This window comes from Ramlibacter albus, assembly GCF_014297445.1.
GTDB lineage: Bacteria > Pseudomonadota > Gammaproteobacteria > Burkholderiales > Burkholderiaceae_C > Ramlibacter > Ramlibacter albus.
The window spans coordinates 441,794-464,388 of sequence record NZ_JACORU010000001.1; the positions used below are offsets into that span (position 1 = coordinate 441,794).

25 protein-coding genes are annotated in these 22,595 nt (G+C 68.9%); 14 read left to right on the forward strand and 11 right to left on the reverse strand.

All coding sequences use genetic code 11. The features are described from left to right. Positions 1–3 precede the first annotated feature (3 nt). From H8R02_RS02120 to H8R02_RS02145, 6 genes are all read right to left on the reverse strand, one after another. Positions 4–1,020 carry a MerR family transcriptional regulator gene (locus H8R02_RS02120; protein ID WP_187079686.1) on the reverse strand — a complete coding sequence of 339 codons (1,017 nt, stop codon included), beginning with the start codon at positions 1,018–1,020 and terminating at the stop codon, positions 4–6. A gap of 27 nt (positions 1,021–1,047) precedes the next feature. Then, entirely contained in the window at positions 1,048–1,692 is a 645-nt protein-coding gene (locus H8R02_RS02125; RefSeq protein ID WP_187079687.1) for a hypothetical protein, read from the reverse strand. Continuing rightward, positions 1,689–2,714 carry an MlaD family protein gene (locus H8R02_RS02130; protein ID WP_187079688.1) on the reverse strand — a complete coding sequence of 342 codons (1,026 nt, stop codon included), beginning with the start codon at positions 2,712–2,714 and terminating at the stop codon, positions 1,689–1,691. Before H8R02_RS02130 ends, H8R02_RS02125 begins: the two co-directional genes overlap by 4 nt. Position 2,715: 1 nt before the next feature. Further along, positions 2,716–3,528 (reverse strand): MlaE family ABC transporter permease, encoded by an 813-nt coding sequence (locus H8R02_RS02135; RefSeq protein ID WP_187079689.1) that lies wholly within the window; start codon positions 3,526–3,528, stop codon positions 2,716–2,718. A 66-nt stretch (positions 3,529–3,594) separates the two neighbouring features. After that, the gene (locus tag H8R02_RS02140) at positions 3,595–4,440 is read right to left on the reverse strand and encodes a pyridoxamine 5'-phosphate oxidase family protein (protein ID WP_187079690.1); all 846 of its coding nucleotides are present in this window, start codon (positions 4,438–4,440) and stop codon (positions 3,595–3,597) included. Positions 4,441–4,442: 2 nt separating this feature from the next. Then, positions 4,443–5,057 carry a glutathione S-transferase family protein gene (locus tag H8R02_RS02145; RefSeq protein WP_255429123.1) on the reverse strand — a complete coding sequence of 205 codons (615 nt, stop codon included), beginning with the start codon at positions 5,055–5,057 and terminating at the stop codon, positions 4,443–4,445. Positions 5,058–5,163: 106 nt separating this feature from the next. Here H8R02_RS02145 and H8R02_RS02150 point away from each other — a divergent pair, with 106 nt between their 5' ends. Together H8R02_RS02150 and H8R02_RS02155 are read left to right on the forward strand one after the other, a co-directional pair. Continuing rightward, the gene (locus tag H8R02_RS02150) at positions 5,164–6,054 is read left to right on the forward strand and encodes a LysR family transcriptional regulator (RefSeq protein ID WP_187079692.1); all 891 of its coding nucleotides are present in this window, start codon (positions 5,164–5,166) and stop codon (positions 6,052–6,054) included. Between the two features lie 81 nt (positions 6,055–6,135). Further along, the gene (locus H8R02_RS02155) at positions 6,136–8,067 is read left to right on the forward strand and encodes a FecR family protein (protein WP_187079693.1); all 1,932 of its coding nucleotides are present in this window, start codon (positions 6,136–6,138) and stop codon (positions 8,065–8,067) included. Here H8R02_RS02155 and H8R02_RS02160 read toward each other — a convergent pair. Next, a complete protein-coding gene (locus H8R02_RS02160) occupies positions 8,060–8,317 on the reverse strand; it encodes a hypothetical protein (RefSeq protein WP_187079694.1) in 258 nt (85 codons plus the stop codon). The genes H8R02_RS02155 and H8R02_RS02160 overlap by 8 nt on opposite strands. A gap of 176 nt (positions 8,318–8,493) precedes the next feature. Between H8R02_RS02160 and H8R02_RS02165 the strand changes: the two genes are divergently transcribed. Beyond that, on the forward strand, positions 8,494–9,987 hold the full coding sequence (locus tag H8R02_RS02165) for an AMP nucleosidase (RefSeq protein WP_187079695.1): 1,494 nt from the start codon (positions 8,494–8,496) through the stop codon (positions 9,985–9,987). Between the two features lie 9 nt (positions 9,988–9,996). On the opposite strand, the gene H8R02_RS02170 is transcribed toward H8R02_RS02165, so the two are convergent. Both H8R02_RS02170 and asd read right to left on the reverse strand, forming a co-directional pair. Beyond that, on the reverse strand, positions 9,997–10,344 hold the full coding sequence (locus H8R02_RS02170) for a hypothetical protein (protein WP_187079696.1): 348 nt from the start codon (positions 10,342–10,344) through the stop codon (positions 9,997–9,999). Between the two features lie 65 nt (positions 10,345–10,409). After that, the gene (gene asd, locus H8R02_RS02175) at positions 10,410–11,258 is read right to left on the reverse strand and encodes an archaetidylserine decarboxylase (RefSeq protein ID WP_187079697.1); all 849 of its coding nucleotides are present in this window, start codon (positions 11,256–11,258) and stop codon (positions 10,410–10,412) included. Between the two features lie 20 nt (positions 11,259–11,278). Between asd and H8R02_RS02180 the strand changes: the two genes are divergently transcribed. From H8R02_RS02180 to H8R02_RS02195, 4 genes are read left to right on the forward strand one after another with little or no spacing between them, the layout of a single operon-like run. Beyond that, the gene (locus H8R02_RS02180) at positions 11,279–12,205 is read left to right on the forward strand and encodes an ATP-binding cassette domain-containing protein (protein ID WP_187079698.1); all 927 of its coding nucleotides are present in this window, start codon (positions 11,279–11,281) and stop codon (positions 12,203–12,205) included. Continuing rightward, positions 12,202–13,035, forward strand: a complete 834-nt coding sequence (locus H8R02_RS02185) for an ABC transporter permease (protein WP_187079699.1) — start codon at positions 12,202–12,204, stop codon at positions 13,033–13,035. The genes H8R02_RS02180 and H8R02_RS02185 overlap by 4 nt, the downstream gene beginning before the upstream one ends. Next, positions 13,032–13,520: a hypothetical protein gene (locus H8R02_RS02190; RefSeq protein ID WP_187079700.1), complete on the forward strand. Its 489-nt coding sequence runs from the start codon at positions 13,032–13,034 to the stop codon at positions 13,518–13,520. Before H8R02_RS02185 ends, H8R02_RS02190 begins: the two co-directional genes overlap by 4 nt. Further along, complete coding sequence (locus tag H8R02_RS02195) at positions 13,517–14,848, forward strand: GAF domain-containing protein (protein WP_187079701.1); 1,332 nt, start codon at positions 13,517–13,519, stop codon at positions 14,846–14,848. The genes H8R02_RS02190 and H8R02_RS02195 overlap by 4 nt, the downstream gene beginning before the upstream one ends. Here the strand turns inward: H8R02_RS02195 and H8R02_RS02200 are convergent. After that, complete coding sequence (locus H8R02_RS02200) at positions 14,845–15,549, reverse strand: hemerythrin domain-containing protein (protein WP_187079702.1); 705 nt, start codon at positions 15,547–15,549, stop codon at positions 14,845–14,847. The genes H8R02_RS02195 and H8R02_RS02200 overlap by 4 nt on opposite strands. Positions 15,550–15,665: 116 nt before the next feature. Then, on the reverse strand, positions 15,666–17,261 hold the full coding sequence (locus H8R02_RS02205; protein ID WP_187079703.1) for a GMC family oxidoreductase: 1,596 nt from the start codon (positions 17,259–17,261) through the stop codon (positions 15,666–15,668). Positions 17,262–17,351: 90 nt separating this feature from the next. Here H8R02_RS02205 and H8R02_RS02210 point away from each other — a divergent pair, with 90 nt between their 5' ends. The 7 genes from H8R02_RS02210 to H8R02_RS02240 all read left to right on the forward strand — a co-directional run bounded on the left by H8R02_RS02210 (position 17,352) and on the right by H8R02_RS02240 (position 22,587). After that, on the forward strand, positions 17,352–18,200 hold the full coding sequence (locus H8R02_RS02210; protein ID WP_187079704.1) for a 3-hydroxybutyryl-CoA dehydrogenase: 849 nt from the start codon (positions 17,352–17,354) through the stop codon (positions 18,198–18,200). 21 nt (positions 18,201–18,221) lie between these two features. Then, on the forward strand, positions 18,222–19,184 hold the full coding sequence (locus tag H8R02_RS02215) for a hypothetical protein (protein WP_187079705.1): 963 nt from the start codon (positions 18,222–18,224) through the stop codon (positions 19,182–19,184). A 7-nt stretch (positions 19,185–19,191) separates the two neighbouring features. Continuing rightward, on the forward strand, positions 19,192–20,001 hold the full coding sequence (locus H8R02_RS02220) for a crotonase/enoyl-CoA hydratase family protein (RefSeq protein ID WP_187079706.1): 810 nt from the start codon (positions 19,192–19,194) through the stop codon (positions 19,999–20,001). A 9-nt stretch (positions 20,002–20,010) separates the two neighbouring features. Further along, positions 20,011–20,457, forward strand: coding sequence for an SRPBCC family protein (locus H8R02_RS02225; protein WP_187079707.1), 447 nt, complete (start codon positions 20,011–20,013; stop codon positions 20,455–20,457). Positions 20,458–20,513: 56 nt separating this feature from the next. Further along, positions 20,514–20,972: a MarR family winged helix-turn-helix transcriptional regulator gene (locus H8R02_RS02230; RefSeq protein WP_187079708.1), complete on the forward strand. Its 459-nt coding sequence runs from the start codon at positions 20,514–20,516 to the stop codon at positions 20,970–20,972. 40 nt (positions 20,973–21,012) lie between these two features. Then, positions 21,013–21,429, forward strand: a complete 417-nt coding sequence (locus tag H8R02_RS02235; RefSeq protein ID WP_187079709.1) for an organic hydroperoxide resistance protein — start codon at positions 21,013–21,015, stop codon at positions 21,427–21,429. 72 nt (positions 21,430–21,501) lie between these two features. Continuing rightward, the gene (locus H8R02_RS02240; RefSeq protein WP_187079710.1) at positions 21,502–22,587 is read left to right on the forward strand and encodes a DUF2855 family protein; all 1,086 of its coding nucleotides are present in this window, start codon (positions 21,502–21,504) and stop codon (positions 22,585–22,587) included. The last annotated feature ends 8 nt before the right edge of the window (positions 22,588–22,595 follow it).

The window sequence follows — 22,595 nt, forward strand, 5'->3', positions numbered from 1 at the left end:
CCCTCACGTTGCGTGAGGGTCAAGCCCTTCCATCGCGGCGACCAGGAAACCGCGCACTTCCGGGTCGAGCGGCGAGCCGGAGCGCAGCAGGGGCTCGTTGTTGCCAAGGCCCACCATCTTGCGCAGGAGCGCCGGGTCGCCGCCCACGAGCCGCATCAGCAGGCCCTGGTACTGCTTCGCGACCGCGCGCACGCGCTCGTCCTGCGTGCCCAGGCGCTGCGCGAGCAGGCGTGCGCCGGCGTCGTTCACCGCCTGCCATTCGGCCTCGGGCACGAAGCGGATCTTCGACAGTTCCTCCATCGTGAAGTGCCGCTTGAGCAGGTCGAAGCGGTACTCGTTGGCGCGCTGCATGAAGTGCATCATGTCCGTGGGCGGCCCGCCCCGGCGGCCGTGCGCCGAGGGTTCGCGCGTGTACATCTCGCCCCAGCGCTGCATCAGCGCCATGTCGCCGTCCATCCAGTGGTGCACCAGCGCCATCCAGCGTCGCGCGAGCTTCTGCACCTCGGGCGACTGCGGGTCGGCGCCGCGGTCCATGACCGCGCGGACCTCGGCCAGCAGCTTCGGCCAGTCGTCCTCGATCTTGTGCCAGCCGTCGAAGATCTGGCGCAGTTCGGCCGTGCTGAAGTACTTGCCGTACGTGGCCATGAGCGAGAGGGCCTGCAGCCAGTCCTCGGAGCCCGGCGGCTGGCCCTTCTCCACGCCTTCGCGGATCAGCGCGAGGCGGTCGCGCAGTTCGGCGGCCTGGCGGATCTGCTCCTCCAGCGCGGCGATCTGCTGCTGCAGGATCATCGCGGGCGCCGCGCGCTCGTCGTCCAGCAGCTTCGCGATGTCGGCCAAGGGGAGACCGAGCTGGCGCAGCGCCTGGATGCCGTGCAGGCGCGCGATATCGCCGGCGTCGTAGAGGCGGTAGCGCGAGTCGGAGCGGCCCGACGGCTTGAGCAGGCCGATCTCGTCGTAGTGGTGCAGCGTGCGAACCGTCAGGCCCGACTGGCGCGCGAGTTCACCGACCTTGAGCAGCATGCGCGCGATTGTCGCGCAGCCGGCCCGCTACTTTTCTTCCGCGGCGAGCGCGATGCGCCGGCGCAGGCGCTGCGCCGTTTCGGTGTCGCCGTTCTTCTCGGCGAGCATTGCCTGTGCTCCCAGCCACGCGATGAGCGCGCGGCGCCAGCCCTGTTGTGACGCCGTGTCCACGGCGGCCTGCAGCACGCCGGGGTCCGCGCGGCCGGTGCGGAAGACGACGGCCGCGGCGATCACGCGGGAGAGCGGCTCCTTGATGTCCTCGACAGCCTTGGCACCGCCCGCGCCGCCCGCCACGCCGCGGTACACCTCCGGCAGTTGCTTGGGATCGCCCTGAAACTTGCCGAGGAGGAAGTCCGCGTACGCGCGCTCCGCATCGGAGGCATCGCGCCGCAGCGGCTCGAAGCCGGGGCAGCCATCCAGCTGCAGGCTAGCCACCTGCACCGCGCAGCGCGTAAGCTCGCCGCGCGCGATGAGCGACGGGTCGCCCGTGCTCGAAAGCTCGTGGCGCAGCCGCGCGAATTCGTCGGTGGCGGCCTTGTCGCGGCCGGAGAGGTAGGCGCGCTCGAAGCGGTCCTGCGCGCCGTCGGCGTTGACCAGCCAGTCGGGCTGGCGCGGCTTGTTGCCGCAGGCGGAAAGCGTCAACGCCAGGAGGACAAGGGCAACGCGCTTCATGGAAGTTCGATCTTCCTTTCCTTGGCGAACGGCCACTTGCGCTGCAAGTCGTTGATCAGGTCCTCGATCTTGCGCAAATTGGTCTCCACGTCGGCCCGCATCGCGCCGAGGTCCGCCGTCGCGCCCTTCACGTTGGCCGCCGCGCCCTGCGCCTCCAGCAGCACCTTGTCCACGTTCTTCATGCTCGCGCGCGCGTCCGACAAGAGCGCATGCGCCTCGCGGATCGCGGACCGCGCTTCGGTCGCGAGGCCTTCGCGCCCGAACACCTGCGTGTCCGCCTTGGCCATCAGCTGGTCCAGCCGCGCCATCGCCTGGTTGGCCTTGTCCACGGCCTCGACGATCTTGGCGGCGTCCTTCTCGTTGCCGAAGATCGCGTGCAGCGCGCCCTGTTTGCTTTGCAGCTTGCGGCTGAACGTCTCCAGGTTGGCGAAGGTCTTGTTCAGCTCCGAGCCCTGCTGCGTCATCGCATTGAGGTTGTCGAAGACGTCGCGCGCCGCGCCGATCACGCGCTGCAGCTCCGCGTTGGCGTCGCCGCGCAGCACCGGCCGCTCGGCGTTGTCGGGCAGCGGCGGGTCGGTGAGCACGCCGCTGTACGCGCGCAGCTGCGCACCGCCGACGAGCCCCTTGACGAGCGTGTAGACGCTCGACGTGCGCAACCACTTGGCGTCGCGCTTGTTCACGTCCACCACGATGCGCACGTTGCCCTGGTCGCCCAGCTCGACCCTGCGCACGCGGCCTATGGGGAAGCCCGAGAAGGTGAGGTCCATGCCGGGCGTCACACCCTCGGAGTCGTCCGCGATCAGCACCACGGTCTGCTTGGCCTCGAAGACGCCTCGCGCGTACATCAAATAGATGGCCGTCCCGATCACCAGGAGGAAGGTGAACGCCACGAGTGCCAGCGCCTTGAGCTCCAGGTGCGGCACCGAGTGCGCCTTGGCGGCGGGCTCCGACTGCGTGGCGGGCGTCGCCGGCTGCGGCGGCGCGGTGGGCGGCGGGGCGTTGTCGTTGTTGTCTTGGGCCATGTCAGATGTAGTTGCCCACGAGCGAGGCGGCCTCCAGCACCAGCAGCACGCCGAACATGCGCACCAGGCCCTGCAGCGCGGCGCTTTCGCGCGAGCGGTCGGCTTCGACGTTGTTCAGGCCGGAGGCCATCGGGATCACCGAAACGGCCAGCGCGAAGAACAGCGTCTTGAGCACGAAGATCAGCGACGTCATCGGCTCGAACACGTTGCCGAACATGCGGGTGTACGACTGCAGGCCCGCCACGTTCGGTCCGTAGACCGCGAGGTAGGCGACCACCATCGCGACGAAGGAGCTGAGCGCGGCCAGCGTGATGCAGGCAAACACCCCGGCGATCAGGCGCGGCAGCACCTCGATCGTGACCGGGTCCAGCCCCTGGCGGCGCAACTGGCGGAAGTGGCCCACCGTGCGAAGCTCCACCAGCGCCGCGCCGCTCGGGATGGTGCAGCGCAGGGCCACGAACAGCGCCGCGGTGAGCGGGATCAGCTCGATCATCAGCACCCGCACCAGCAGTTCCAGCGCGTACTGGGAAAGGCCGTAGCTGTAGGCCGTGACGACGACGATGCGCGTGATGATCAGCGTGAGCAGCGCCACCAGCGCCGAGAACCAGCCGAGGATGGGCGCCGTGTCGATGTACACGTGCTTGACCAGGTTGGCGCGCGTCTCGGGCCCGTAACTCGACGGCGTGATCGCCCGCACGAGCATGGTCGAGCCGAAGTAGGTGATGGACACCCAGGCCCACAGCCAGCGCAGCGGCGTGAGGCCCTTGTGGGACAGCACGCGGTACCAGGACGCCAATTGATGGGACAGGACCATGCGCGCATGATAGTCAGCGGCAGCGCCCCACCCCGTAAGGCGCCGCCTACAGCCGACCGGTGCGCGTCAGCGCCAGCGCAGCGGCAGGGCGTGCGGCGTGTACCGTGCCTTCTCCACCTGCAGCACCAGCTCGCGTGCGCCGGGGGTGCGTTCCACCTGGCCGCGGGCGGCGATGTGCAGCGTCGTGCCGGACGCGTAGTCGATGAAAAGCAGCCCGCAGCGCGGCTGCAGCAGCAGGTTGCCCAGCGTATTGAAATAGTTGTTGCCGGGGTAGTCGGCCACGCGCAGCTCGCCCGGCGCCGCCGCCACGAAGCCGGGCGGGCCGCCGCGATGCGACACGTCGACGCCATGCGCGGCCACGCCATCCGCCGCGGCAGCCGGGTGCGAGGTGGCGATGAAGAAGGTGTCGCTGGCGCGGACGAGTTGCAGCGCCTCCTCGTCCAGCGTGTCCATCGTGCGTACCGGGCCGGGCGGCGGCGCGTCCGGCACGAAGGACGCCTCGCGTGGCTGGATGTACTTGGGGCAATTGCCGAAACTTTGCCGCACGGCGATCTCCAAGCCGTGCTCGTCCACGGTGTCGACGACGCCGTTCATGCGGTTGCGCCGCCGGGTGTGGGCTTCGATGCCGAGCAGGCCGATCGAGGCGCCTGCCCTCAAGCCTTGCCCGCCCGCGATGCGCAAGCGCCGCGGCTGCGGCGAATGCGCGAACCCCGGCGCGCCGGCGAGCACGGACGCCCACGGCTGCCCGCTTTCATCGAGCGAGCCCAGCACCACGAACGGCAACTGCGCGAAGAACTCGCGGTGCTGGTCCGGCATGTGGTCGCGGATCACGCGCGAGCCGACTTCGGCCAAGCGCTTGTCGACACCCGCTTGGGCCTGCAGGGCGATCTCGCCTTCGTGGAACGCGGCCATGGTCACGCCCGCAAACCGACCGGCGACACCTTCATCGGCACGAACCCGGGGAGCGCCTCGATGCGCGCGAGCCAGGCCCGCACGTTGGGGTAGTCGTCCAGCGACACGTTGCCTTCGGGCGCATGCGCCGTGTAGCTGTAGAGCGCGATGTCGGCCAGCGTCGGCTCTGGAGCGGCAAGCCACTCGCGCTTGCCCAGCTCGCCTTCCATCACCGCGAGCAGCGCGTGGCTGCGCGCGATGGCGGGCGCCGGGTCATCGGGCCGCTTGAAAAGCTGGATCACGCGCGCCGCCGCCGGGCCGAAAGCGAGCTGCCCCGCGGCCACGGACAGCCACCGCTGCACCTGCGCAGCGGCGAGCACGTCGCGCGGCATCCAGCGGCGCTCGCCATAGCGCGCGTCGAGGTACACGAGGATGGCGTTGGAGTCGCCCAGCGTCACGTCGCCGTCCTGCAGCACCGGCACCTGGCCGAAGCAGTTCATCTCGATGAACTCCGGGGTCTTGTGCTGGCGCGAGAGCAGGTCGACCTCGACGTACTCGAACGGCAGCTTCAGCAGGGACAGGAACAGTTCCACCCGGTGCGAGTGGCCGGACAGGCGCATGCCGTGCAGCTTGATCATGGGTTCTCCAAGGGTTGTGCCGCGTATTCTGTTCATGGCGGCCGCATCAATAAATGCCTTGAGCGGTACTTCACTATTGCATTTGCCACAGTAATAATCCGCCGCCATGGACAAGCTGCGCGCGATGCAGGTTTTTGTGGCGATTGCCGACGCCGGCAGCCTCACGGGCGCCGCGCGCGAGCTGGGCGCCTCGCTGCCGGCGGTCGTGCGCGGCCTCGCGGCTTACGAGTCGCACCTCGGCGCGCGCCTCTTCAACCGCACCACGCGGCGCATCTCGCTCACGGAGGAAGGCCGCCACCACCTCGAGCGCTGCCGCAACGTGCTGGCGGCGGTGGCCGAGAGTGAAAGCGCCTTGAAGGAAGACGTGGCCGACCCCGCGGGCACGCTCAACGTGACGGCGCCGGTGCTTTTCGGCCAGATGTACGTGTCGCCCGCGATCACGCGCTTCGTGCAGAAGAACGCCAAGGTGAAGTGCAACGTGGTGCTGTTCGACCGCGTCGTGAACCTGCTGGAAGAAGGCTTCGACCTGGGCGTGCGCATCGGCGCGCTGGAGGATTCGTCGCTCGTCGCGCAGCCGCTCGGCGAGATCCGGCGCGTCGTCGTCGCGAGCCCTGCCCTGCTGCGCAGCCATGGCACGCCGCGGCATCCGCGCGACCTGCGCGGGGCCAATTGCATCACGCGCATCGAGCGGCCGGCCAGCTGGGGCGACTTCCAGGAGAACGGCCGGCGCTTCGGCGTCAACGTCACGGGCAACCTCGCGTACAACCATGTGCTGCCGGCGGTGCAGGCCTGCGCGGCGGGTGCGGGGTTCGGTCACTTCTTCTCTTATCAAGTGGCGCCGTTCGTGGCGGCGGGGCAGCTGAAGATCGTGCTGGACAAGTTCGAAATGCCGCCGCGGCCGATCAGCGTGGTCTACCCGCACGCGCGCCTGCTGCCGGCGCGAACGCGGGCGCTGATCGAGTTCCTGCGCGGCGACATCACGCAATTCCGGGCGTGAAAAATTCACGGACGAGCCGGCGGCTGGCTCTTCTTTACACCGGCTTTGCGATGCGTTCGAAGCGGCGTGCGTTGATACGCCATGGACCCGAAGTACCGCGCGCGCGCGCCTGTCCGCCTGCATCTCGTTGCTGCCGCCTTGTCGCTCGCGGGTTGGGCCGCGTTCGCGCAAGGGCCGGCGGCGGTCGTCAGCCACGCCGAAGGCATCCTTTCGCACTCACCGCCGGGCGAGAAGGAATGGGTCGAGGCCAAGCCGCGCACCGCGTTGTCGCGTGGGGACCGGGTCTGGACCGACCGCGGCGCACGGGCTGAGCTGCAGACCGGCGTCCACACGCTGATGCTCGATGCGCAGACGCTGCTGGCGCTGCAGGCCGCGGGTGAAGGCGCGACCCAAGTCAGCGTGACGCACGGCTCCGTCGCGGCCACCGTGCCGCAGATCGCGCCGAACGAGAACTTCGAGATCGACACGCCCAATGTCGCCGTGCGTGCTCGCCAGCCGGCCGCGCTGCGCGTCGACGTGGACCGCCAGCAGGGCACGACGCGCGTGCAGGTGCAGTCCGGCGTGGTGCTGGTGTATGGCGAGCATGGCCAGGTCGTGGAGATGCGCGCCGGGCAGCGCATCACCTTCAGCGCCCGCAACCTCGCGCGCGCGCCGACGCCCTTCGCGACGGCTGCCGACGAATTCGACAAGTGGACCATGGCGCGCATGAAGCAGCCTGCGGCCGCCGTTGCCGCGGCGGCGCCGGCGATGCATCCCGACCGGCTTGCGAAGCAGCGCCGCGAGGAGCTGGCGCGCGAGCAGGCCGAGGACAAGCGCTTTGCCCAGGCGCTCGCCCGTTCGCAGAAGAACACGCCCCCTTCGACGGAGCCCGTGCAGTCGCCGATCTCCGTCGCGCAGGCGAAAGCCGCCGAGGAAGCGAAGCGGGCTGCGGAAGCCAAGGCCGTTGCGGAGGCGAAGGCGATAGCGCAGGCCAAGGCTGCGGCCGAAGCCAAGGCACTGGCGGAAGCCAGGGCAGCTGCGGAAGCGAAGGCACTCGCCGAAGCGAGAGCCGCCGCTCAAGCAAAGGCCGCCGCCGAAGCGAAAGCTGCGGCGGAAGCCAAGGCGGTCGCCGACGCGAAGGCGGCCGCGCAGGCGAAGGCGCTGGCCGAAGCAAGGGCCGCCGCCGAGTCGAAGGCGCTCGCGGAAGCGAAGGCGCAGGGCAAGGCGGCGATGGATGCGAAGGCGCTGGCCGATGCCAAGGCCGCCGCGGAAGCCCGGATGATGGCGGAAGCCCGCGCGGCTGCCGAAGCCAAGGTGATGGCCGAAATGCGCGCAGCCGCGGAAGCCAAGGCGCTAGCCGAAGCCCGCGCGGCGCTGGAAGCGAAGGCCTTGGCCGAAGCGCGTGCCGCGGAACCCAAGGTCGCCGCGCAGACGCGAGCTGCTGCCAGGCACGCCGCCGAATCCCGCCGCCACGAAGCACGCCAGGCGGCCGAAACCCGGCGCATCGCGGAAACCCGCCGTGCGAGCGACGCCAAGCGCGTTGCCGAACTCAAGCGGGCGCAGCAGGCCGAAGCGAAGCGCGTTGCTGCCGCCCAAGCGAAGTCGCGCGCCGAGGAACAGCGCAAGCTCGCCGCCGCCAAGCGCGCGCAGGAAGCGCAGCGCGTAGCCGCTGCGAAGAAGGCGAAGGAAGAATTGCGAATCGCGGCGGCGAAACGAGCGGTGGAGGCCAAGCGCCGCGCCGAGGAAGAAAAGCAGCTCGCGCAACAGCGCAGCGTTCACCTCGCGCGCCTGCAGGAAGCCGCGCGCAAGGACGAACAGCAGCAGGCCGAACGCACGGCCGCGCGGCGCGAAGCGGAGAGAAAGGAAGCGCAGGCCAAGCGCGATGAGCAGGCCCGCCGGGAGGCGGAGCTGGCGCGCCGCGAAGAGCAGTTGCGCCGCGAGGAACAGGCCCGCCGCGATGCGGCGCGGCCCCTGATCATCAACCAGCCCTACCGGCCCGCGCCGCAGGGCATCCCGTTCCGCAAGGTCAGTTGATCCGGCGCGAGTAGGTGCGCACCACCGGGACTTGCTTTTCTTCTTCCGGCGGCAGGTAGATGGTGGTGCGGTCGATCTTCGCGTCGTAGGCGGCGATCTCCGCGCTGGCGCAGCGGATCACCGAGCGATCGAGCGGGTGGCATTGCCGCTGGCTGAGCCGGCTCAATTGTTCGGACCTGTCGACCATCTGCTTCACTTCGGCCGGGTCGACCATCAGGGCAAACGGGTTGGCGGCTGCGGCTGTTGTCATTCTGGGGGACTCCTTGATGTCGTTGGCCGGTGTCTCTGCGGTCGTCAGACTGTCGCCGAGCCACCCGATTTGTAACGTCAGGTGAGTTCGGTGCGCCTTGTAGGACGGTTTCGCACGGCCGAGCGGGAAAAGCGGCTACAGCCAGCCCGTTTCATCTCGCGTTGCACAATGAGCGCATGCCGCACATGCCGCCTTTCATTGCCCCGACTCGCCACACCGATCCCGACGCCGCCTTGGCCCAAGTGGCGGCGATTTACGACCAGCAGATCCGGCACTTGCGCGACGCGATGCAGCGCTTCGTGGCCGGCGAAACCTTCACCGACCGCGTGCGCGCCTGCTACCCCTTCGTGCGCATCCACACCGAAACGGCGGTGCCGCAGGCCGTGCTCGAAAACAGCGGGCTCTCGTACGGCTTCGTGTCCGGCACGGGCCGCTACGAGACCACGCTGACCCGACCCGACCTGTACGCCAACTACTACCGCGAGCAGTTCCGCCTGCTGCACGCCAACCACGGCGTGGAGCTGGAAGTGGGCACCAGCCACGAGCCGATCCCGATCCACTTTTCCTTCGCCGAGAACGAGCACATCGAGGGCAACCTCACGCCGGAGCGGCGCTGGATGATGCGCGACCTGTTCGACCTGCCGGACCTGCACGGCATGGACGACGGCATCGCCAACGGCACCTGGCTGCGCCGGCCGGGCGACGCGCAGCCGCTGTCGCTCTTCACCGCCTCGCGCGTGGACTATTCGCTGCACCGCCTGCGCCACTACACCGGCAGCGCGCCGGACTGGACGCAGAACTTCGTGCTGTTCACCAACTACCAGTTCTACATCGACGAATTCGTGCGCCTGGGCCACGAGGAGATGGCGAAGGCGGACAGCGAGTACGTCGCTTTCGTGGAACCGGGCAACGTGGTGACGCGGCGCACCGGCATCGCGGCGGAACCGACGGATTCATTGGGCGCCCCGCCGCCGCGCCTGCCGCAGATGCCCGCCTATCACCTCGTGCGCCCGGGCCACGGCGGCATCACGATGGTCAACATCGGCGTGGGGCCTGCGAACGCGAAGACGATCACCGACCACATCGCCGTGCTGCGCCCGCATGCGTGGATGATGCTCGGGCACTGCGCCGGGTTGCGCAATTCGCAGCAGCTGGGCGACTACGTGCTGGCCCACGGCTACGTGCGCGAGGACCACGTGCTGGACGAGGAACTGCCGCTGTGGGTGCCGATTCCGGCGCTGGCCGAAATCCAGGTGGCGCTCGAACGCGCCGTTGCCGACGTCACCGGCTATTCGGGCGCGGACCTGAAGCGCGTGATGCGCACGGGCACCGTGGCCTCCACCGACAACCGCAACTGGGAGCTGCTGCCGGGCAACACGCCGCAGCTTCGATTCAGCCAGAGCCGCGCGGTGGCGCTCGACATGGAAAGCGCCACCATCGCCGCCAACGGCTTCCGCTTCCGCGTGCCCTACGGCACGCTGCTGTGCGTGAGCGACAAGCCGCTGCACGGCGAGATCAAGCTGCCGGGCATGGCCAACCAGTTCTACCGCGAGCGAGTGGACCAGCACCTGCGCATCGGCATGCGGGCGATCGAGATCCTCCGGTCACAAGGGTTCCAGCGGCTGCACAGCCGCAAGCTGCGCAGCTTCGACGAGGTGGCGTTCCAGTAAGGTGGCCGGTCAGGCGGCCTTGCCTTCGGAGTCGGTCAGCGGCGCCCGGCTGGTCGTCTGCCGGAACCGGATAGGCCGGTACGGCTTGGCGCGCCCCAGCAGCACCAGCACGACGATGGCCGTCAGGATCCCCGCGCCTATAGCATAGCCGGCGGACACGATGGGGTCGTTGGTGTAGTGGGACAGGCGCCAGAGCACCGTCATGCCCACCACGAAGAGGGCGAGCGAGGCCATGAGGAAGGCCACGAAATCCCCCAGGACGACCCGCTGGCCGCAGTGCGGGCAGGCGGAAATGTCCTTGAAGAACAGCTTGGCGACCTTGAGCTTGTCCTTGCAGTGCGGGCACCGGTAGTTCATTCGCGCGCTCCTGACCCTTGGGGAAGCTCTTTTTATACGCGAGAACCCCTGTAGAAGGGAAGGGGTCAGCCCAGCACGGTGGCCATCGGCTCCCCCAATCGCACGGGGCGGGTGGGTGCCCAATCGGGGACAAAGGTGAGCACGTTTTTCGGGAAAAGCATCACCACGGTGCTGCCCAGCAGGAAGCGCCCCATCTCGGCGCCCTTGGCGAGCACGATCTCCTGGTCCTCATAGCGCCATTCCCGCACGTCGCGGGTGCGTGGCGGGTTGACGACACCGTGCCACACGGTGGCCATGCTGCCCACGATGGTGGCGCCCACCAGCACCAGCACCATCGGGCCGTGGGCGCACTCGAACACGCACACCACGCGCTCGTTGCGCGCGAACAGGCCCGGCACGTGGCGCGCCGTGAGCGGGTTCACCGAGAACAGGTCGCCCGGCACGTAGATCATGCGCGTGAGCCGGCCGTCGCAAGGCATGTGGATGCGGTGGTAGTCGCGCGGCGCGAGGTAGAGCGTGGCGAAGTGGCCGTGGTCGAAGCGGTGCGCCAGCTGCTGGTCGCCGCCCACGAGCGCACGGCTGGAATAGCTGTGGCCCTTGGCCTGGAAGATCTGGTCGTGCTCGATGGGGCCGAACTGGCTGATGGCCGCATCCACCGGGCACACGAAGGCCGCGCCGGAGATCGGGCGGGCGCCCTCCTTCAGCGGCCGGGTGAAGAACTCGTTGAAGCTGGGATAGCTCTCGATGCGCGGGTCCGCGGCCTCGTCCATGTTCACCTTGTAGTGCGCGACGAACTTGCGGATGACCGAGTGCGTGAGCGCGCCCGCGTGCAGCCCCGCGAGCTTGCCCATCGTGACCGTGAGGAGTTTTTTTGGCAGCAGGTACTGCGTGTGGATGGCGAGGGGCGGGAACATCGCGAAATAATAGCGGCCGCATGACCACGGCATTGTTCGACGCCCGCCACCTCACCAAGCGCTACGGCGAAGCCACCGTCGTCAAGGACCTTTCGTTCGACATCGCACCCGGCGAGTGCCTCGGCGTGATCGGCCCCAACGGCGCGGGCAAGACGACCACCATCCGCATGTGCCTGGGCCTCACGGTGCCCGACAGTGGCGACATCCACGCGCTGGGGCTGCACATGCCGCGCGACGCGCTGGCCATCAAGTCGCGGCTGGGCGTGGTGAGCCAGTTCGACTCGCTCGACCCGGACTTCACCTGCGCCGAGAACCTGCTCGTCTATGGCCGCTATTTCGGCATGCGCGATTCGGCCATCCGTGCGCGCATCCCGCAGCTGCTCGAGTTCGCGGCGCTCTCGCACAAGGCCGACGCCAAGCCGGGCGAGCTGTCCGGCGGCATGCGGCGGCGCCTGTCGCTCGCCCGCGCGCTCGTGAACGACCCGCAGCTGCTCATGCTCGACGAACCCACGACCGGCCTCGATCCGCAGGCGAGGCACCTCATGTGGGAGCGGCTGCAACTGCTGCTGCAGCAGGGCAAGTCGATCCTGTTGACCACGCACTTCATGGACGAGGCTGAGCGCCTGTGCTCGCGCCTGCTCGTGCTCGACCATGGCCGCAAGATCGCCGAGGGCAAGCCGCGCGAGCTGATCGCGCAGCACCTGGAGCCCGACGTGGTGGAGGCGTACGGCAACGGCGCGCTGGACTTGGCGCAATCGGCGGTGCGGCAGTACGCCGCGCGCACCGAGGTGAGCGGCGAGACGGTCTTCTTCTACACGCACGACGCGAAGCCGCTGCTCGACACGCTGGGTGCGGAGCATCCGAAGATGCGCACGCTGCACCGGCCGGCGAACCTGGAGGACCTGTTCCTCAAGCTCACAGGCCGGCAGATCCGGGAGGACGGATGAAGAACGAGGCATGGATTGCGGGTCAAGCCCGCAATGACACCGGTCACTGGCGCGCGCCGACCTTGTCGATGCGCTGGTGGCCCGTGTTCCAGCGCAACCTCCTCGTGTGGCGCAAGCTCGCGGTGCCCAGCCTCGTGGGCAACATCGCCGAGCCGCTGATCTGGCTGGTGGCCTTCGGCTACGGCATGGGCATGCTGGTCGGGCAGGTGCAGGTGAACGGGCAGGCCGTGCCCTACATCCTCTTCCTCGCGAGCGGCTCGATCTGCATGAGCGCGATGAACGCGGCGTCGTTCGAGGCGCTCTACTCCGCCTTCTCCCGCATGCACGTGCAGAAGACGTGGGACGGCATCATGAACGCGCCGGTGTCGCTGGACGACGTGGTGACGGCCGAGATGCTGTGGGCCGGCTTCAAGGCGCTGTTCTCGGTGACGGCCATCCTGCTCGTCATGCTGGCGCTGGGCATCAGCGCCAGCCCGAAGCTGCTGGTTGCCTGGCCGGTGCTGCTGGCTGTAGGCATCACGTTCTCATGCATCGCCCTGATCTTCAACGCGCTGGCGAAGGGCTACGATTTCTTCACCTACTACTTCACGTTGTTCCTCACGCCGATGATGTTCCTCTCCGGTGTGTTCTTCCCGCGCGAGCAGCTGCCGGCGGCCGTGCGCGCGGTGGCCGACTGGTTGCCGCTGGCCGCCGCGGTGGAGCTGGTGCGGCCGATGTTCATGGACCAGTGGCCGGCGCATCCGGTGCGCAACCTGCTGGTGCTGCTGGTTTACGCCGTTGTCGCTTTCTGGATCGCGCTCGCATTGACGCGCAAGAGGTTCGCGGCATGACGGTCAAGCTGCCGCCCGAGCAACTCGCCTTCATGCGCCGCGGCGTGTCGGTGATCGTCGGCTCGCGCGACGCGAACCTGCGGCCCAGCGTGATGCGCGCGGTGGGCAGCCAGGTGGACGAGGACGGCCGGACGATCACGGTCTTCATCAACCGCTCGCAGGCCCGGCAGGTGCTGCAGGACATTGCCGCGACGGGGCAGCTGGCCGTGGTGTTCAGCGAGCCGTCGTCGCACCGCTCGCTGCAGCTGAAGGCGTCGAAGGCGCGGCAACGCAACGCGACGGCCGCCGACGAGCCGCTGCTCGCGCGTTATCTGGCGTCGATGGAGCACGAGCTGGCGCAGGTGCACATCCCGCCGCACATCACGCGCGCCCTGCTCGCTCACCGTGTGGAGGACGTCGTGGCCGTGAGCTTCGAGCCCGAGCAGGCCTTCGACCAGACGCCCGGCCCGCGCGCGGGCACCCAGCTCACGGGTGCGGCCCCATGAAACCCGTCGCGCTCGCGGACATCCGCGCCTGTCTCGAAGGCGCCATCCCCTCGATGGTGGCAACCTGCGACAACGCGGGCGTGCCGAACGTCGCCTACATCTCGCAGGTGTACTACGTGGACGAGCGCCACGTGGCACTGTCGTTCCAGTTCTTCAACAAGACGCGCCAGAACATCCTGGCCAACCCGTTCGCGACGGTGCTGCTGGTCGACCCGCGCACGGCGCAGTTCTACCGGCTGCACGTGCGCTACCAGCGCACCGAGACGGCGGGGCCGCTGTTCGAGGGGATGAAGGCGCAGCTGGCGGGCATTGCCTCGCACGCGGGCATGCAGGGTGTGTTCCGGTTGCTCGGCTCGGACATCTACGAGGTGGAACAAGTCGAGCCGCTCGACGGCACGCCGCTGGCCGCGCCGCCGCCGCGCTCGGGGCTGCTGGGTGCCGTGCGGCGCGCGGCGGAGCGGTTGTCGCGCAGCGCGTCGCTCGACGAGGCCTTGAACGCGGCGCTGGCGAGCCTCTCCGACTTCCTCGACGTACGCCACGCCATGATCCTGATGCTGGACCCGCGCACCGAGCGGCTCTACACGGTGGCGAGCTGCGGTTATGCGACGTCCGGCGTCGGTTCGGAGATCGCGATGGGCGACGGCGTGATCGGCGTGGCGGCGCGCGAGCGCACGCCGGTGCGCATCGGGCACATGACGAGCGCCTACCTTTACAGCCAGGCGATGCGCAGCAGTATGGAGGCGAACGTGCCGGACCTGGAGCCGGTGACCGACATCCCGTATCCCGGCTTGCCCGAGCCGCATTCACAGCTCGCGGTGCCAATCCTCTCCGGCGGGCGCGTGCTCGGCGTGCTGTTCGCCGAGAGCCCCGAGGACCTGAAATTCAGTTACGAGGACGAGGACGCCTTCGTCGCCATCGCGGGACACCTCGGTGCGGCGGTGGAGCTGATGCAGTCCGCGCCGGACGTCGAAACCGTCGCGCAGCCGCAGCCGGAGGTGCCGCGCGGGACACCGCTCGTGGTGCGGCACTTCGCGGCCAACGACAGCATCTTCATCAACGACCAGTACCTGATCAAGGGCGTCGCCGGCGCCATCCTGTGGAAGCTGCTGCGGGATCACCGGCAGCTGGGGCGCACCGAGTTCACCAACCGCGAGTTGCGGCTGGACCCGGCGCTGGGCCTGCCGGATGTGGCGGACAACCTGGAGGCGCGGTTGCTGCTGCTGCAAAGGCGGCTGGCGGAGCACAGCGCGGACCTGCGGATGGAAAAGACGGGGCGAGGCCGCTTTCGCATCGTGCTGCAGCGCCCCGTGGAATTGCAGGAAGCCTAAGCCAGCGCGTTTTCGAGCTTGGCCCACTCGATAGCGGTCAAATGCGGCTTCACCGTCGCCATCACCGCCTCGAACACCGGTGCCGGCGCATGCGCCTTCATACCGCCCAGCAGCCCCGCGCGTTCCACCGGGCACATCGCCGGAACCAGCCAGCGCGCCGCGAACAGCATCTGATCGGGCGGGATCGACGCCACGATCTTGTCGTGGATGGCCATCAGCTCGGCGTCGGTGTAGCGCGCCCACAGCACGGCGTTGTGCGCTGTCTCCTCGACACGCATGTGCTGCAGGTTTTCCGCGACGAACAGGCCGAGATCGGCATACAGCTCGTGCTGCAGCGCATGCCGCTGCGCGGCCGGCGCCGAGCGCAGCGCCGCGACATCGTGCGACAGCGCATCGATGTGGCGCACATGGTCCTCGTGCTCGTGCGCGATGGCCTCGCTGGCGCCGGGCGCGCGGGCTTCCATCGCCGCGTGCACGTAGGTGTTCTCCTTGGTCAGGTGCATGGTGCAGAAGTCCAGCAGCTCCAGCACGCGCTCGGTGGTGCGGGCCAGCTCCAGGTCGTCGGTGCTGTCCATGCGGCCCACCGCGACGAGCGTGTCGGCCATCAGGGCGCGCAGCGCCTTGTGGATGCCGCCGTAGAGGTCCATGCGCGGGGTGCCGGCTTCGGCCACGTTCTTCAGTTCCTGCTTGTCGATGTTCATTGCTTCGTTCTCCTTGTGCGGGAACGAAGTGTCGGCACGCAGGCGCCAACGCGTTCTGAAGAATTGCTTAGCGGAACCCTAAGGAAACCTTAACGGCGCTGCCCACGTGAACGAAGTCACAAAACGGCGGCGTCCGCACGGATCATGTCCGCGGCCTTCTCGCCGATCATGATCGTCGGTGCGTTGGTGTTGCCGCCGATGATCGACGGCATCACGGAGGCATCGACGACACGCAGCCGCTCGACGCCACGCACCCGCAGCCGGGAATCCACCACATCGGTCGCGGATGGGCCCATGCGGCACGTGCCGACGGGGTGGTAGATGGTGTCGGCGTGGTCGCGGATGAAGGCTTCGATCTCGGCGTCCGTCTGCGCTGCGGCCGACGAGGCAAGCTCGCGGCCGCGCCAGTCGGCCAGCGCGGGCTGGTTGAGGATGCCCCGCATCAGCTTGAAGCCACGCACCATGCGGTCCACGTCGTCGCGTTCGGCGAGGAAGTTCGGGTCGATCAGCGGCGCGGCCAACGGGTCGGCGCTCGCGAGCTTCAGGCTGCCGCGGCTCTTCGGCCGCAGCAGGCACACATGGCACGAATAGCCGTGGCCGAACACCGTCTTGCGGCCATGGTCCACCAGCTTGCCGATCACGAAGTGCAGCTGCAAATCGGGCACGGCTTGCTCCGGGCTGCTGCGGATGAAACCGCCCGACTCCGCGAAGTTGGTGGTGAGCATGCCGCTGCGGTAGTTGCGCCACTCCAAGATGCCCTTCACCGCATTCACGATGCCCGGCAGCGAGAGCCCGAACAGGTCCTTGATATGGGGCGCATCCACCACCTGCACCACGTCCACGTGGTCGTGCAGGTGCGCGCCCACGCCTGGCTGGTCGTGCACCACGGGGACGCCGTGCGAACGCAGGTGCTCGCCGGGGCCGATGCCGGAGAGCATCAGCAGTTGCGGCGACATCAGCGCGCCGCCGCTGACGATGACTTCACGCTCGGCGCGCACCACCTTCGTCTCGCCGCCCTGCCGGTACTCGACGCCCACCGCGCGGCCGTTCTCGAACAGAATGCGCGTGGCATGCGCGTTCGTCACCACCTGCAGGTTCGGCCGGCCCAGGTTCGGCGTGACGTACGCCTTCGCCGCGCTGAAGCGCTCGCCATTGCGGTGCGTCACCTGGTAGACGCCCACGCCTTCCTGCTCGGCGCCGTTGAAGTCGCGGTTCTCGGCATAGCCGGCCTGCTTGCCCGCCTCCACGAAGATCGGCCCGAAGCGGTTGGGGCTGCGCAGGTCCATCACGTTCAGCGGGCCGCCGGTGGCGTGCCACTCGTCGGCCCCGCGCTCGTTGTGCTGCGCGCGCTTGAAGTACGGCAACACGTCGTCGTACGACCACCCGTCGTTGCCCGCGGCCGCCCAGGCGTCGTAATCGCTGCGGTGGCCGCGGATGTAGATCATCGCGTTGACCGAGCTGGAGCCGCCCAGCACCTTGCCGCGCGGCTGGTAGCCGCGGCGGCCGTTCAGTCCCGGCTGCGGCACGGTCGCGAACGCCCAGTTGGCCTGCCCGTTCTTGGCGAGCAGCGCCAGCCCGGCCGGGCAGTGGATCAGCACGCTGCTGTCCGGCGGGCCGGCCTCGAGCAGGGCCACCTTCACCGACGGGTCTTCGCTCAGGCGCCCGGCCAGCACGCAGCCCGCCGAGCCGCCGCCCACGATCACGTAGTCCATGTCTCCTCCGTCTCTTCCTGGCGCGCAGTCTAAGGTAGTCACCCCGGCGGCGCACGGGTACCATTGCCGCTCATCGAAAGGAAGAGCTGGATGACGATCAGGACAGTAGGGATCATCGGTGCGGGCACCATGGGCAACGGCATCGCGCAGGCGTGCGCCGTGGCCGGCCTGCAGGCCGTGATGGTGGACGTGGCGCAGGCCGCGGTGGACAAGGGCGTGGCGACGGTGGGCGGCAGCCTCGAACGCCTCGTGAAGAAGGACAAGCTCACCGCCGCCGACAAGGACGCCGCGCTTGCGCGCATCAAGGGCAGCACGAACTACGAGGACCTCAATGGCGCGCAGATCGTGATCGAGGCCGCGACCGAGAACGAGGAGCTCAAGCTGCGCATCCTCAAGCAGGTGGATTCGCTGGTGGCGCCCGAAGTCATCATCGCGTCGAACACCTCGTCGATCTCCATCACCAAGCTGGCCGCCGCCACCTCGCGCGCGGACCGCTTCATCGGCATGCACTTCTTCAACCCGGTGCCCATGATGGCGCTGGTGGAGATCATCCGCGGCCTTGCAACGAGCGACGAAACGCATGCACTCGTGCAGCAGCTGGCCAAGGACCTCGGCAAGACGCCGATCACCGTGAAGAACGCGCCGGGCTTCGTGGTCAACCGCATCCTGGTGCCGATGATCAACGAGGCCTTCTTCGTGCTCGCCGAAGGGCTGGCGACGCCGGAGGACATCGACGCCGGCATGAAGCTGGGTTGCAACCACCCGATCGGCCCGCTCGCGCTGGCCGACATGATCGGCCTGGACGTGTGCCTGGCCGTGATGGAGGTGTACCTGCGCGAATACGGCGATTCGAAATATCGCCCCTGCCCGCTGCTGAAGGAGATGTGCGCGGCCGGCCGCCTCGGCCGCAAGACCGGCCGGGGCGTCTACACCTACTAGCGCGCGAGCGCCGGCCCGCGCGTGAACGCTACCGCCCAGCCGCCCGAAGCCACGCCGGCCGAGCCGGAGGGCGGGCCGCTGGCGTTGCGGCCGGCGACGGAGCTGCGGCAGTTGCCGGCCTTGCCGCCACGAGCCGCCGCGAGCTCGCCGCCCGCACCAGCACCTGCGCTCGTCTCGCGCGCCACCGCCGCACCCGCGGACCCTGGCCTGCCGCCACTCCCCGAGCCGCCCGGCGGCAACGCGCTTAACGTGCTCGCCGGCGGCGCCGCGGTGCTCGCAGGGCTCGGCTGGCTGCTCGAACGCCGCCGCCGCCGGCTGCTGGAGATGGAGAAGGACTCGGTTTTCTGGGCGCATGTCCAGCCCTCGGGCGGCCACTCGGCCATCATCACCACGGCCGGCAACCTCGACGACATCCTGCCCGACAGCCCCGACCCCGCCGAAGCTGCGCGCGCGATCTACGTCACCGCCATCGGCGAGACCAACTCGCGGCGCGAAGCCACGCTGATCGACCTGCACCAGGTGCGCGGCAAGCTGCGCCGGCGGCGCGAGCGCGGCGACAACGTGGCCGCCGTGCTGCTGCTGCAGCAGCACCTCGTGGACTTCCGCTACACGAGTCCCTGGGTGTTCCTCGAACTGCGCGAGCTGTACAAGGTGCTGGACCGGCAGAACGAATGGGACGTGGCGCGCGACGCCTTCCGCAAGCGCTTCGGCCAGAACGCGCCGCACTGGGCGGCCGCGTCGCACGAGGACGCGGCGCTCGCCGACGACAAGCAGCTGTGCGAGGAGCTCACGCAGTTCTGGCCTTATCGCGAGGCGCGCATGTTCGTGCTGCGCTTGATGCTGGGCGAGCCCGAGATGCGCCAGAAATGCTCCGGCCCGCCGCTGCTGCCGCTGGGCGTGTACCGCGACATCCTGATGCTGGACGAAGTCCTCGACGAGGTCATGGTCGCAAGGCCCAAACAGGTGGCCGATTCGCTGCTTTAATGCGCGGATGGACACACCCGAAGCACCCCCCGAAGGCACCATCCACACCGAGCGGCGCGGCGCCCTGCTGCTGGTCGGCATCAACCGGCCCGCCAAGTACAACGGCTTCACGCCGCGCATGTTCCGCGAACTGGGCGAGGCCTACTCGCTGCTCGACGACGACCCCGAGTTGCGCGTCGGCGTGCTGCATGCGTTCGGCAAGCACTTCACGGCCGGCCTCGACCTGCCCACGATCGCGCCGCTGATGCGGCGCGGCGAGAAGGCCATTCCCGAAGGCTGCGTCGAGCCGACGGACCTGGGCTCGCCCGGTTACCGCCGCCGCACCAAGCCGATGGTGGTGGCGGTCAAAGGCATCACCTACACGCTCGGCATCGAGCTGATGCTGGCGGCCGACGTGGTGGTGGCCGCGGACGATTGCCGCTTCTCGCAGCTGGAGGTCAAGCGCGGGATCATGGCGACGGGCGGCGCGACTTTGCGCATGGCCGAGCGCGCCGGCGTGGGCAACGCGATGCTGCACCTGCTGACGGGCGACGAGTTCGGCAGCGCCGAAGCGCTGCGCCTGAACTTCGTGCAGAAGGTCGTGCCCGCGGGGCAGGAGCTGGACGAGGCCTTGCGCATCGCCGAAGCGATCGCGGCGCAGGCACCGCTCGCGGTGGTGGCGACGCGCAAGAGCGTGCTCAAGACGGTGGAGCAAGGGCCCGCGGCGGCGGTGGCCGAATTCGTGGAGGTGCAGACGCGCCTGTCGAACACCGAGGATGCCGCCGAAGGCGTGCGCTCGTTCGTGGAGCGGCGCCCGGCGCGTTTCACCGGGCGCTGAAGATCGCACATGGCCGACGGCCGGTTCCAGAGCTTCACGCAGGCGGTGGTGATCGCGGCACCGCCGACCGAGGTGTACGACTACGTCACGAATGCCGCGCAATGGAAGCAGTGGCACCCCGCGACGCGCAACGTGCGCGACGTGCCCAACCGGCCGCTGCAGCTGGGCGAGACGATGACCGAGCACATCCATGCGGGCTTCCGGAACTTCGAGGCGGTGTGGCGTGTCACCCAATGGGACCGGCCCTCGCTCTGGCGGATCGAGACCACCACGCGTTACGGCGCCTCGGCGGTCACTTACCGGTTGCAGCCGCTCGGCGCCGGCTGCCGCTTCGAGCGCACCTGCGAGTTCCACAGCGAAGGCGCGTGGCGGCTGCTCGACGGCAATTTGGCGCGGTGGCTGCTCAAGCGGCAGGCGGCGCGGGCCCTCTCGAACCTGCACGACCACTTCCTGTGATCTCTCTTCCGCGAAATAACTTGCACGCAATTTAATTTGATGCTACAGTTCACCCCATGCCGACGAACAAAGCCACCGCCGACGCCAGCCTGCTGCTGGACAACCAGCTGTGCTTTGCGCTGTATTCCGCGTCGCTGGCCATGACCAAGTTCTACAAGCCGCTGCTCGACGAGCTGGGCCTGACCTACCCGCAGTGGCTGGTGATGCTCGTGCTTTGGGAGCAGGACGGGCAGATGGTGTCGCAGCTCGGCGAGCGCCTGTCGCTCGATTCCGGCACGCTCACGCCCCTGCTCAAGCGGCTGGAGGCGGCCGGCCTCGTGGCCCGCGTGCGCGACGTGCAGGACGAGCGGCGCGTCCACATCACGCTGACCGCCGAGGGCCGCAAGCTCAAGGCGAAGGCCGCGAAGGTGCCCAACTGCATCCGCGAAGCGGCCGAATGCTCGATGACGGAACTGGTGCAGCTCAAGCGCCAGCTCCACGACCTGCGCGGCCGCCTCGCGGCAGCCGCTGCCTGACAACCCTTTCTTCCACCCCAACCCTTTCCAAGGAACGACCATGGCCCAACTCGAAAAAGTCCTGTACACCGCCCGCGCCCACACGACCGGCGGCCGCGACGGCGCGTCGCGCACGGACGACGGCAAGCTCGACGTCAAGCTCTCGCCCCCGGCGCAGGGCGGCACCGGCACCAACCCCGAGCAGCTGTTCGCGGCGGGCTATTCCGCCTGCTTCATCGGCGCCATCAAGGCCGTGGCCGGCAAGATGAAGCTGACGGTGCCCGCCGACGTCGCCATCGACGCCGAAGTCGACCTCGGCCCGATCCCCAACGCCTACGGCATCGCCGCGCGCCTGAAGGTCAGCCTGCCGGGCATGGACCGCGAAACGGCGCAGAAGCTGGTCGAGGCCGCGCACCAGGTGTGCCCGTACTCCAACGCCACGCGCGGCAACATCGACGTGCAGATCACGCTGGCGTAATCGCACTTGTCACTGTCGCCAAGGCGGCCCGCGCGTGTTGAACGCGCGGGCCGTTTTGCTTATGGTCGTGACATGAACACGACCCTGCAGGTGCGCAAAAGCGCACTCGGCGAAACGCGCCTCGTGCAAGCCGACGACAAGCCGCTCGCCCAAGGCGAGGTGCGCATGCGCATCGACAGCTTCTCGCTGACGGCCAACAACATCACCTACGCCGCCTTCGGCGACGCGATGAACTACTGGCAGTTCTTCCCGACCGGCGAGGAAGGCTGGGGCATCGTGCCCGTGTGGGGCTTCGGTACCGTCGTGCAGTCGCTGCACCCCGGCGTGGCGGTGGGCGAGCGCGTGTATGGCTACTGGCCCATGGCGCGCAGCGTGGTGCTGGCGCCGGCGAAGCTGGACGCGCACGGCTTCCTCGACGGCGCGGAGCACCGCAAGGAGCTGCACAAGGTCTACAACCATTACCAGCGCACCGGCGCCGACCCGTTCTACACACCCGACACGGAGGACGTGCAGGCACTGCTGCGGCCGCTGTTCGCCACCTCGTGGCTGCTGGAGGACTTCCTCGCCGACAACGCGTTCTTCGAGGCGGACACCGTCCTCGTCTCCAGCGCCTCGAGCAAGACGGCGTACGGCATGGCGAACCAGCTGAAGAAATGGCCGCAGGTGCGCGTGGTCGGCTTCACGTCGGCGCGCAACCGCGCGTTCTGCGAGAGCCTCGGCTGCTACGACCAGGTGCTGGCGTACGAGGAAATCGACCGCGTGCCTGAGGAGGCCTCGTGCGTCTACACCGACTTCGCCGGCAACGCCGATTTCCGCCGCAAAGTCCACACGCGCTTCAAGAACCTGAGGTACAGCTGCTCGATCGGCGGCACGCACGTGCAACAGCTCGGCGGCGCGAAGGACCTGCCCGGGCCGCGCGCGACGCTGTTCTTCGCGCCGGCGCAGCGCACAAAGCGCGTCGCTGAAGTGGGCGCGCCGGAGCTGCTGCGGCGGCTCGCGGCCGACTGGCACGCGTTCCGCAACGAGGTGACGAATGCGGCGAAGCCCTGGCTCAAGGTGCGTCGCCACGAGGGCACCGACGCGGTGGTCGCCGCTTACAGGCAGGTGCTGGCCGGCGGCGACGACCCGCGCACCGGGCATGTGCTGACGCTGAACTGAGCCAGCGC

What these genes read in the sequence shown, in the direction of transcription:
- H8R02_RS02225 (WP_187079707.1), top strand. Translation starts at nt 20,011, where the DNA reads ATGGCCGACGGCCGGTTCCAGAGCTTCACGCAGGCGGTGGTGATCGCG.
- H8R02_RS02195 (WP_187079701.1), top strand. Translation starts at nt 13,517, where the DNA reads ATGAAACCCGTCGCGCTCGCGGACATCCGCGCCTGTCTCGAAGGCGCC.
- asd (WP_187079697.1), bottom strand. Translation starts at nt 11,258, where the DNA reads ATGTTCCCGCCCCTCGCCATCCACACGCAGTACCTGCTGCCAAAAAAA.
- H8R02_RS02125 (WP_187079687.1), bottom strand. Translation starts at nt 1,692, where the DNA reads ATGAAGCGCGTTGCCCTTGTCCTCCTGGCGTTGACGCTTTCCGCCTGC.
- H8R02_RS02140 (WP_187079690.1), bottom strand. Translation starts at nt 4,440, where the DNA reads ATGGCCGCGTTCCACGAAGGCGAGATCGCCCTGCAGGCCCAAGCGGGT.
- H8R02_RS02145 (WP_255429123.1), bottom strand. Translation starts at nt 5,057, where the DNA reads ATGATCAAGCTGCACGGCATGCGCCTGTCCGGCCACTCGCACCGGGTG.
- H8R02_RS02160 (WP_187079694.1), bottom strand. Translation starts at nt 8,317, where the DNA reads ATGACAACAGCCGCAGCCGCCAACCCGTTTGCCCTGATGGTCGACCCG.
- H8R02_RS02170 (WP_187079696.1), bottom strand. Translation starts at nt 10,344, where the DNA reads ATGAACTACCGGTGCCCGCACTGCAAGGACAAGCTCAAGGTCGCCAAG.
- H8R02_RS02165 (WP_187079695.1), top strand. Translation starts at nt 8,494, where the DNA reads ATGCCGCACATGCCGCCTTTCATTGCCCCGACTCGCCACACCGATCCC.
- H8R02_RS02180 (WP_187079698.1), top strand. Translation starts at nt 11,279, where the DNA reads ATGACCACGGCATTGTTCGACGCCCGCCACCTCACCAAGCGCTACGGC.
- H8R02_RS02150 (WP_187079692.1), top strand. Translation starts at nt 5,164, where the DNA reads ATGGACAAGCTGCGCGCGATGCAGGTTTTTGTGGCGATTGCCGACGCC.
- H8R02_RS02200 (WP_187079702.1), bottom strand. Translation starts at nt 15,549, where the DNA reads ATGAACATCGACAAGCAGGAACTGAAGAACGTGGCCGAAGCCGGCACC.
- H8R02_RS02190 (WP_187079700.1), top strand. Translation starts at nt 13,032, where the DNA reads ATGACGGTCAAGCTGCCGCCCGAGCAACTCGCCTTCATGCGCCGCGGC.
- H8R02_RS02120 (WP_187079686.1), bottom strand. Translation starts at nt 1,020, where the DNA reads ATGCTGCTCAAGGTCGGTGAACTCGCGCGCCAGTCGGGCCTGACGGTT.
- H8R02_RS02240 (WP_187079710.1), top strand. Translation starts at nt 21,502, where the DNA reads ATGAACACGACCCTGCAGGTGCGCAAAAGCGCACTCGGCGAAACGCGC.
- H8R02_RS02130 (WP_187079688.1), bottom strand. Translation starts at nt 2,714, where the DNA reads ATGGCCCAAGACAACAACGACAACGCCCCGCCGCCCACCGCGCCGCCG.
- H8R02_RS02205 (WP_187079703.1), bottom strand. Translation starts at nt 17,261, where the DNA reads ATGGACTACGTGATCGTGGGCGGCGGCTCGGCGGGCTGCGTGCTGGCC.
- H8R02_RS02185 (WP_187079699.1), top strand. Translation starts at nt 12,202, where the DNA reads ATGAAGAACGAGGCATGGATTGCGGGTCAAGCCCGCAATGACACCGGT.
- H8R02_RS02135 (WP_187079689.1), bottom strand. Translation starts at nt 3,528, where the DNA reads ATGGTCCTGTCCCATCAATTGGCGTCCTGGTACCGCGTGCTGTCCCAC.
- H8R02_RS02235 (WP_187079709.1), top strand. Translation starts at nt 21,013, where the DNA reads ATGGCCCAACTCGAAAAAGTCCTGTACACCGCCCGCGCCCACACGACC.
- H8R02_RS02210 (WP_187079704.1), top strand. Translation starts at nt 17,352, where the DNA reads ATGACGATCAGGACAGTAGGGATCATCGGTGCGGGCACCATGGGCAAC.
- H8R02_RS02155 (WP_187079693.1), top strand. Translation starts at nt 6,136, where the DNA reads ATGGACCCGAAGTACCGCGCGCGCGCGCCTGTCCGCCTGCATCTCGTT.
- H8R02_RS02220 (WP_187079706.1), top strand. Translation starts at nt 19,192, where the DNA reads ATGGACACACCCGAAGCACCCCCCGAAGGCACCATCCACACCGAGCGG.
- H8R02_RS02230 (WP_187079708.1), top strand. Translation starts at nt 20,514, where the DNA reads ATGCCGACGAACAAAGCCACCGCCGACGCCAGCCTGCTGCTGGACAAC.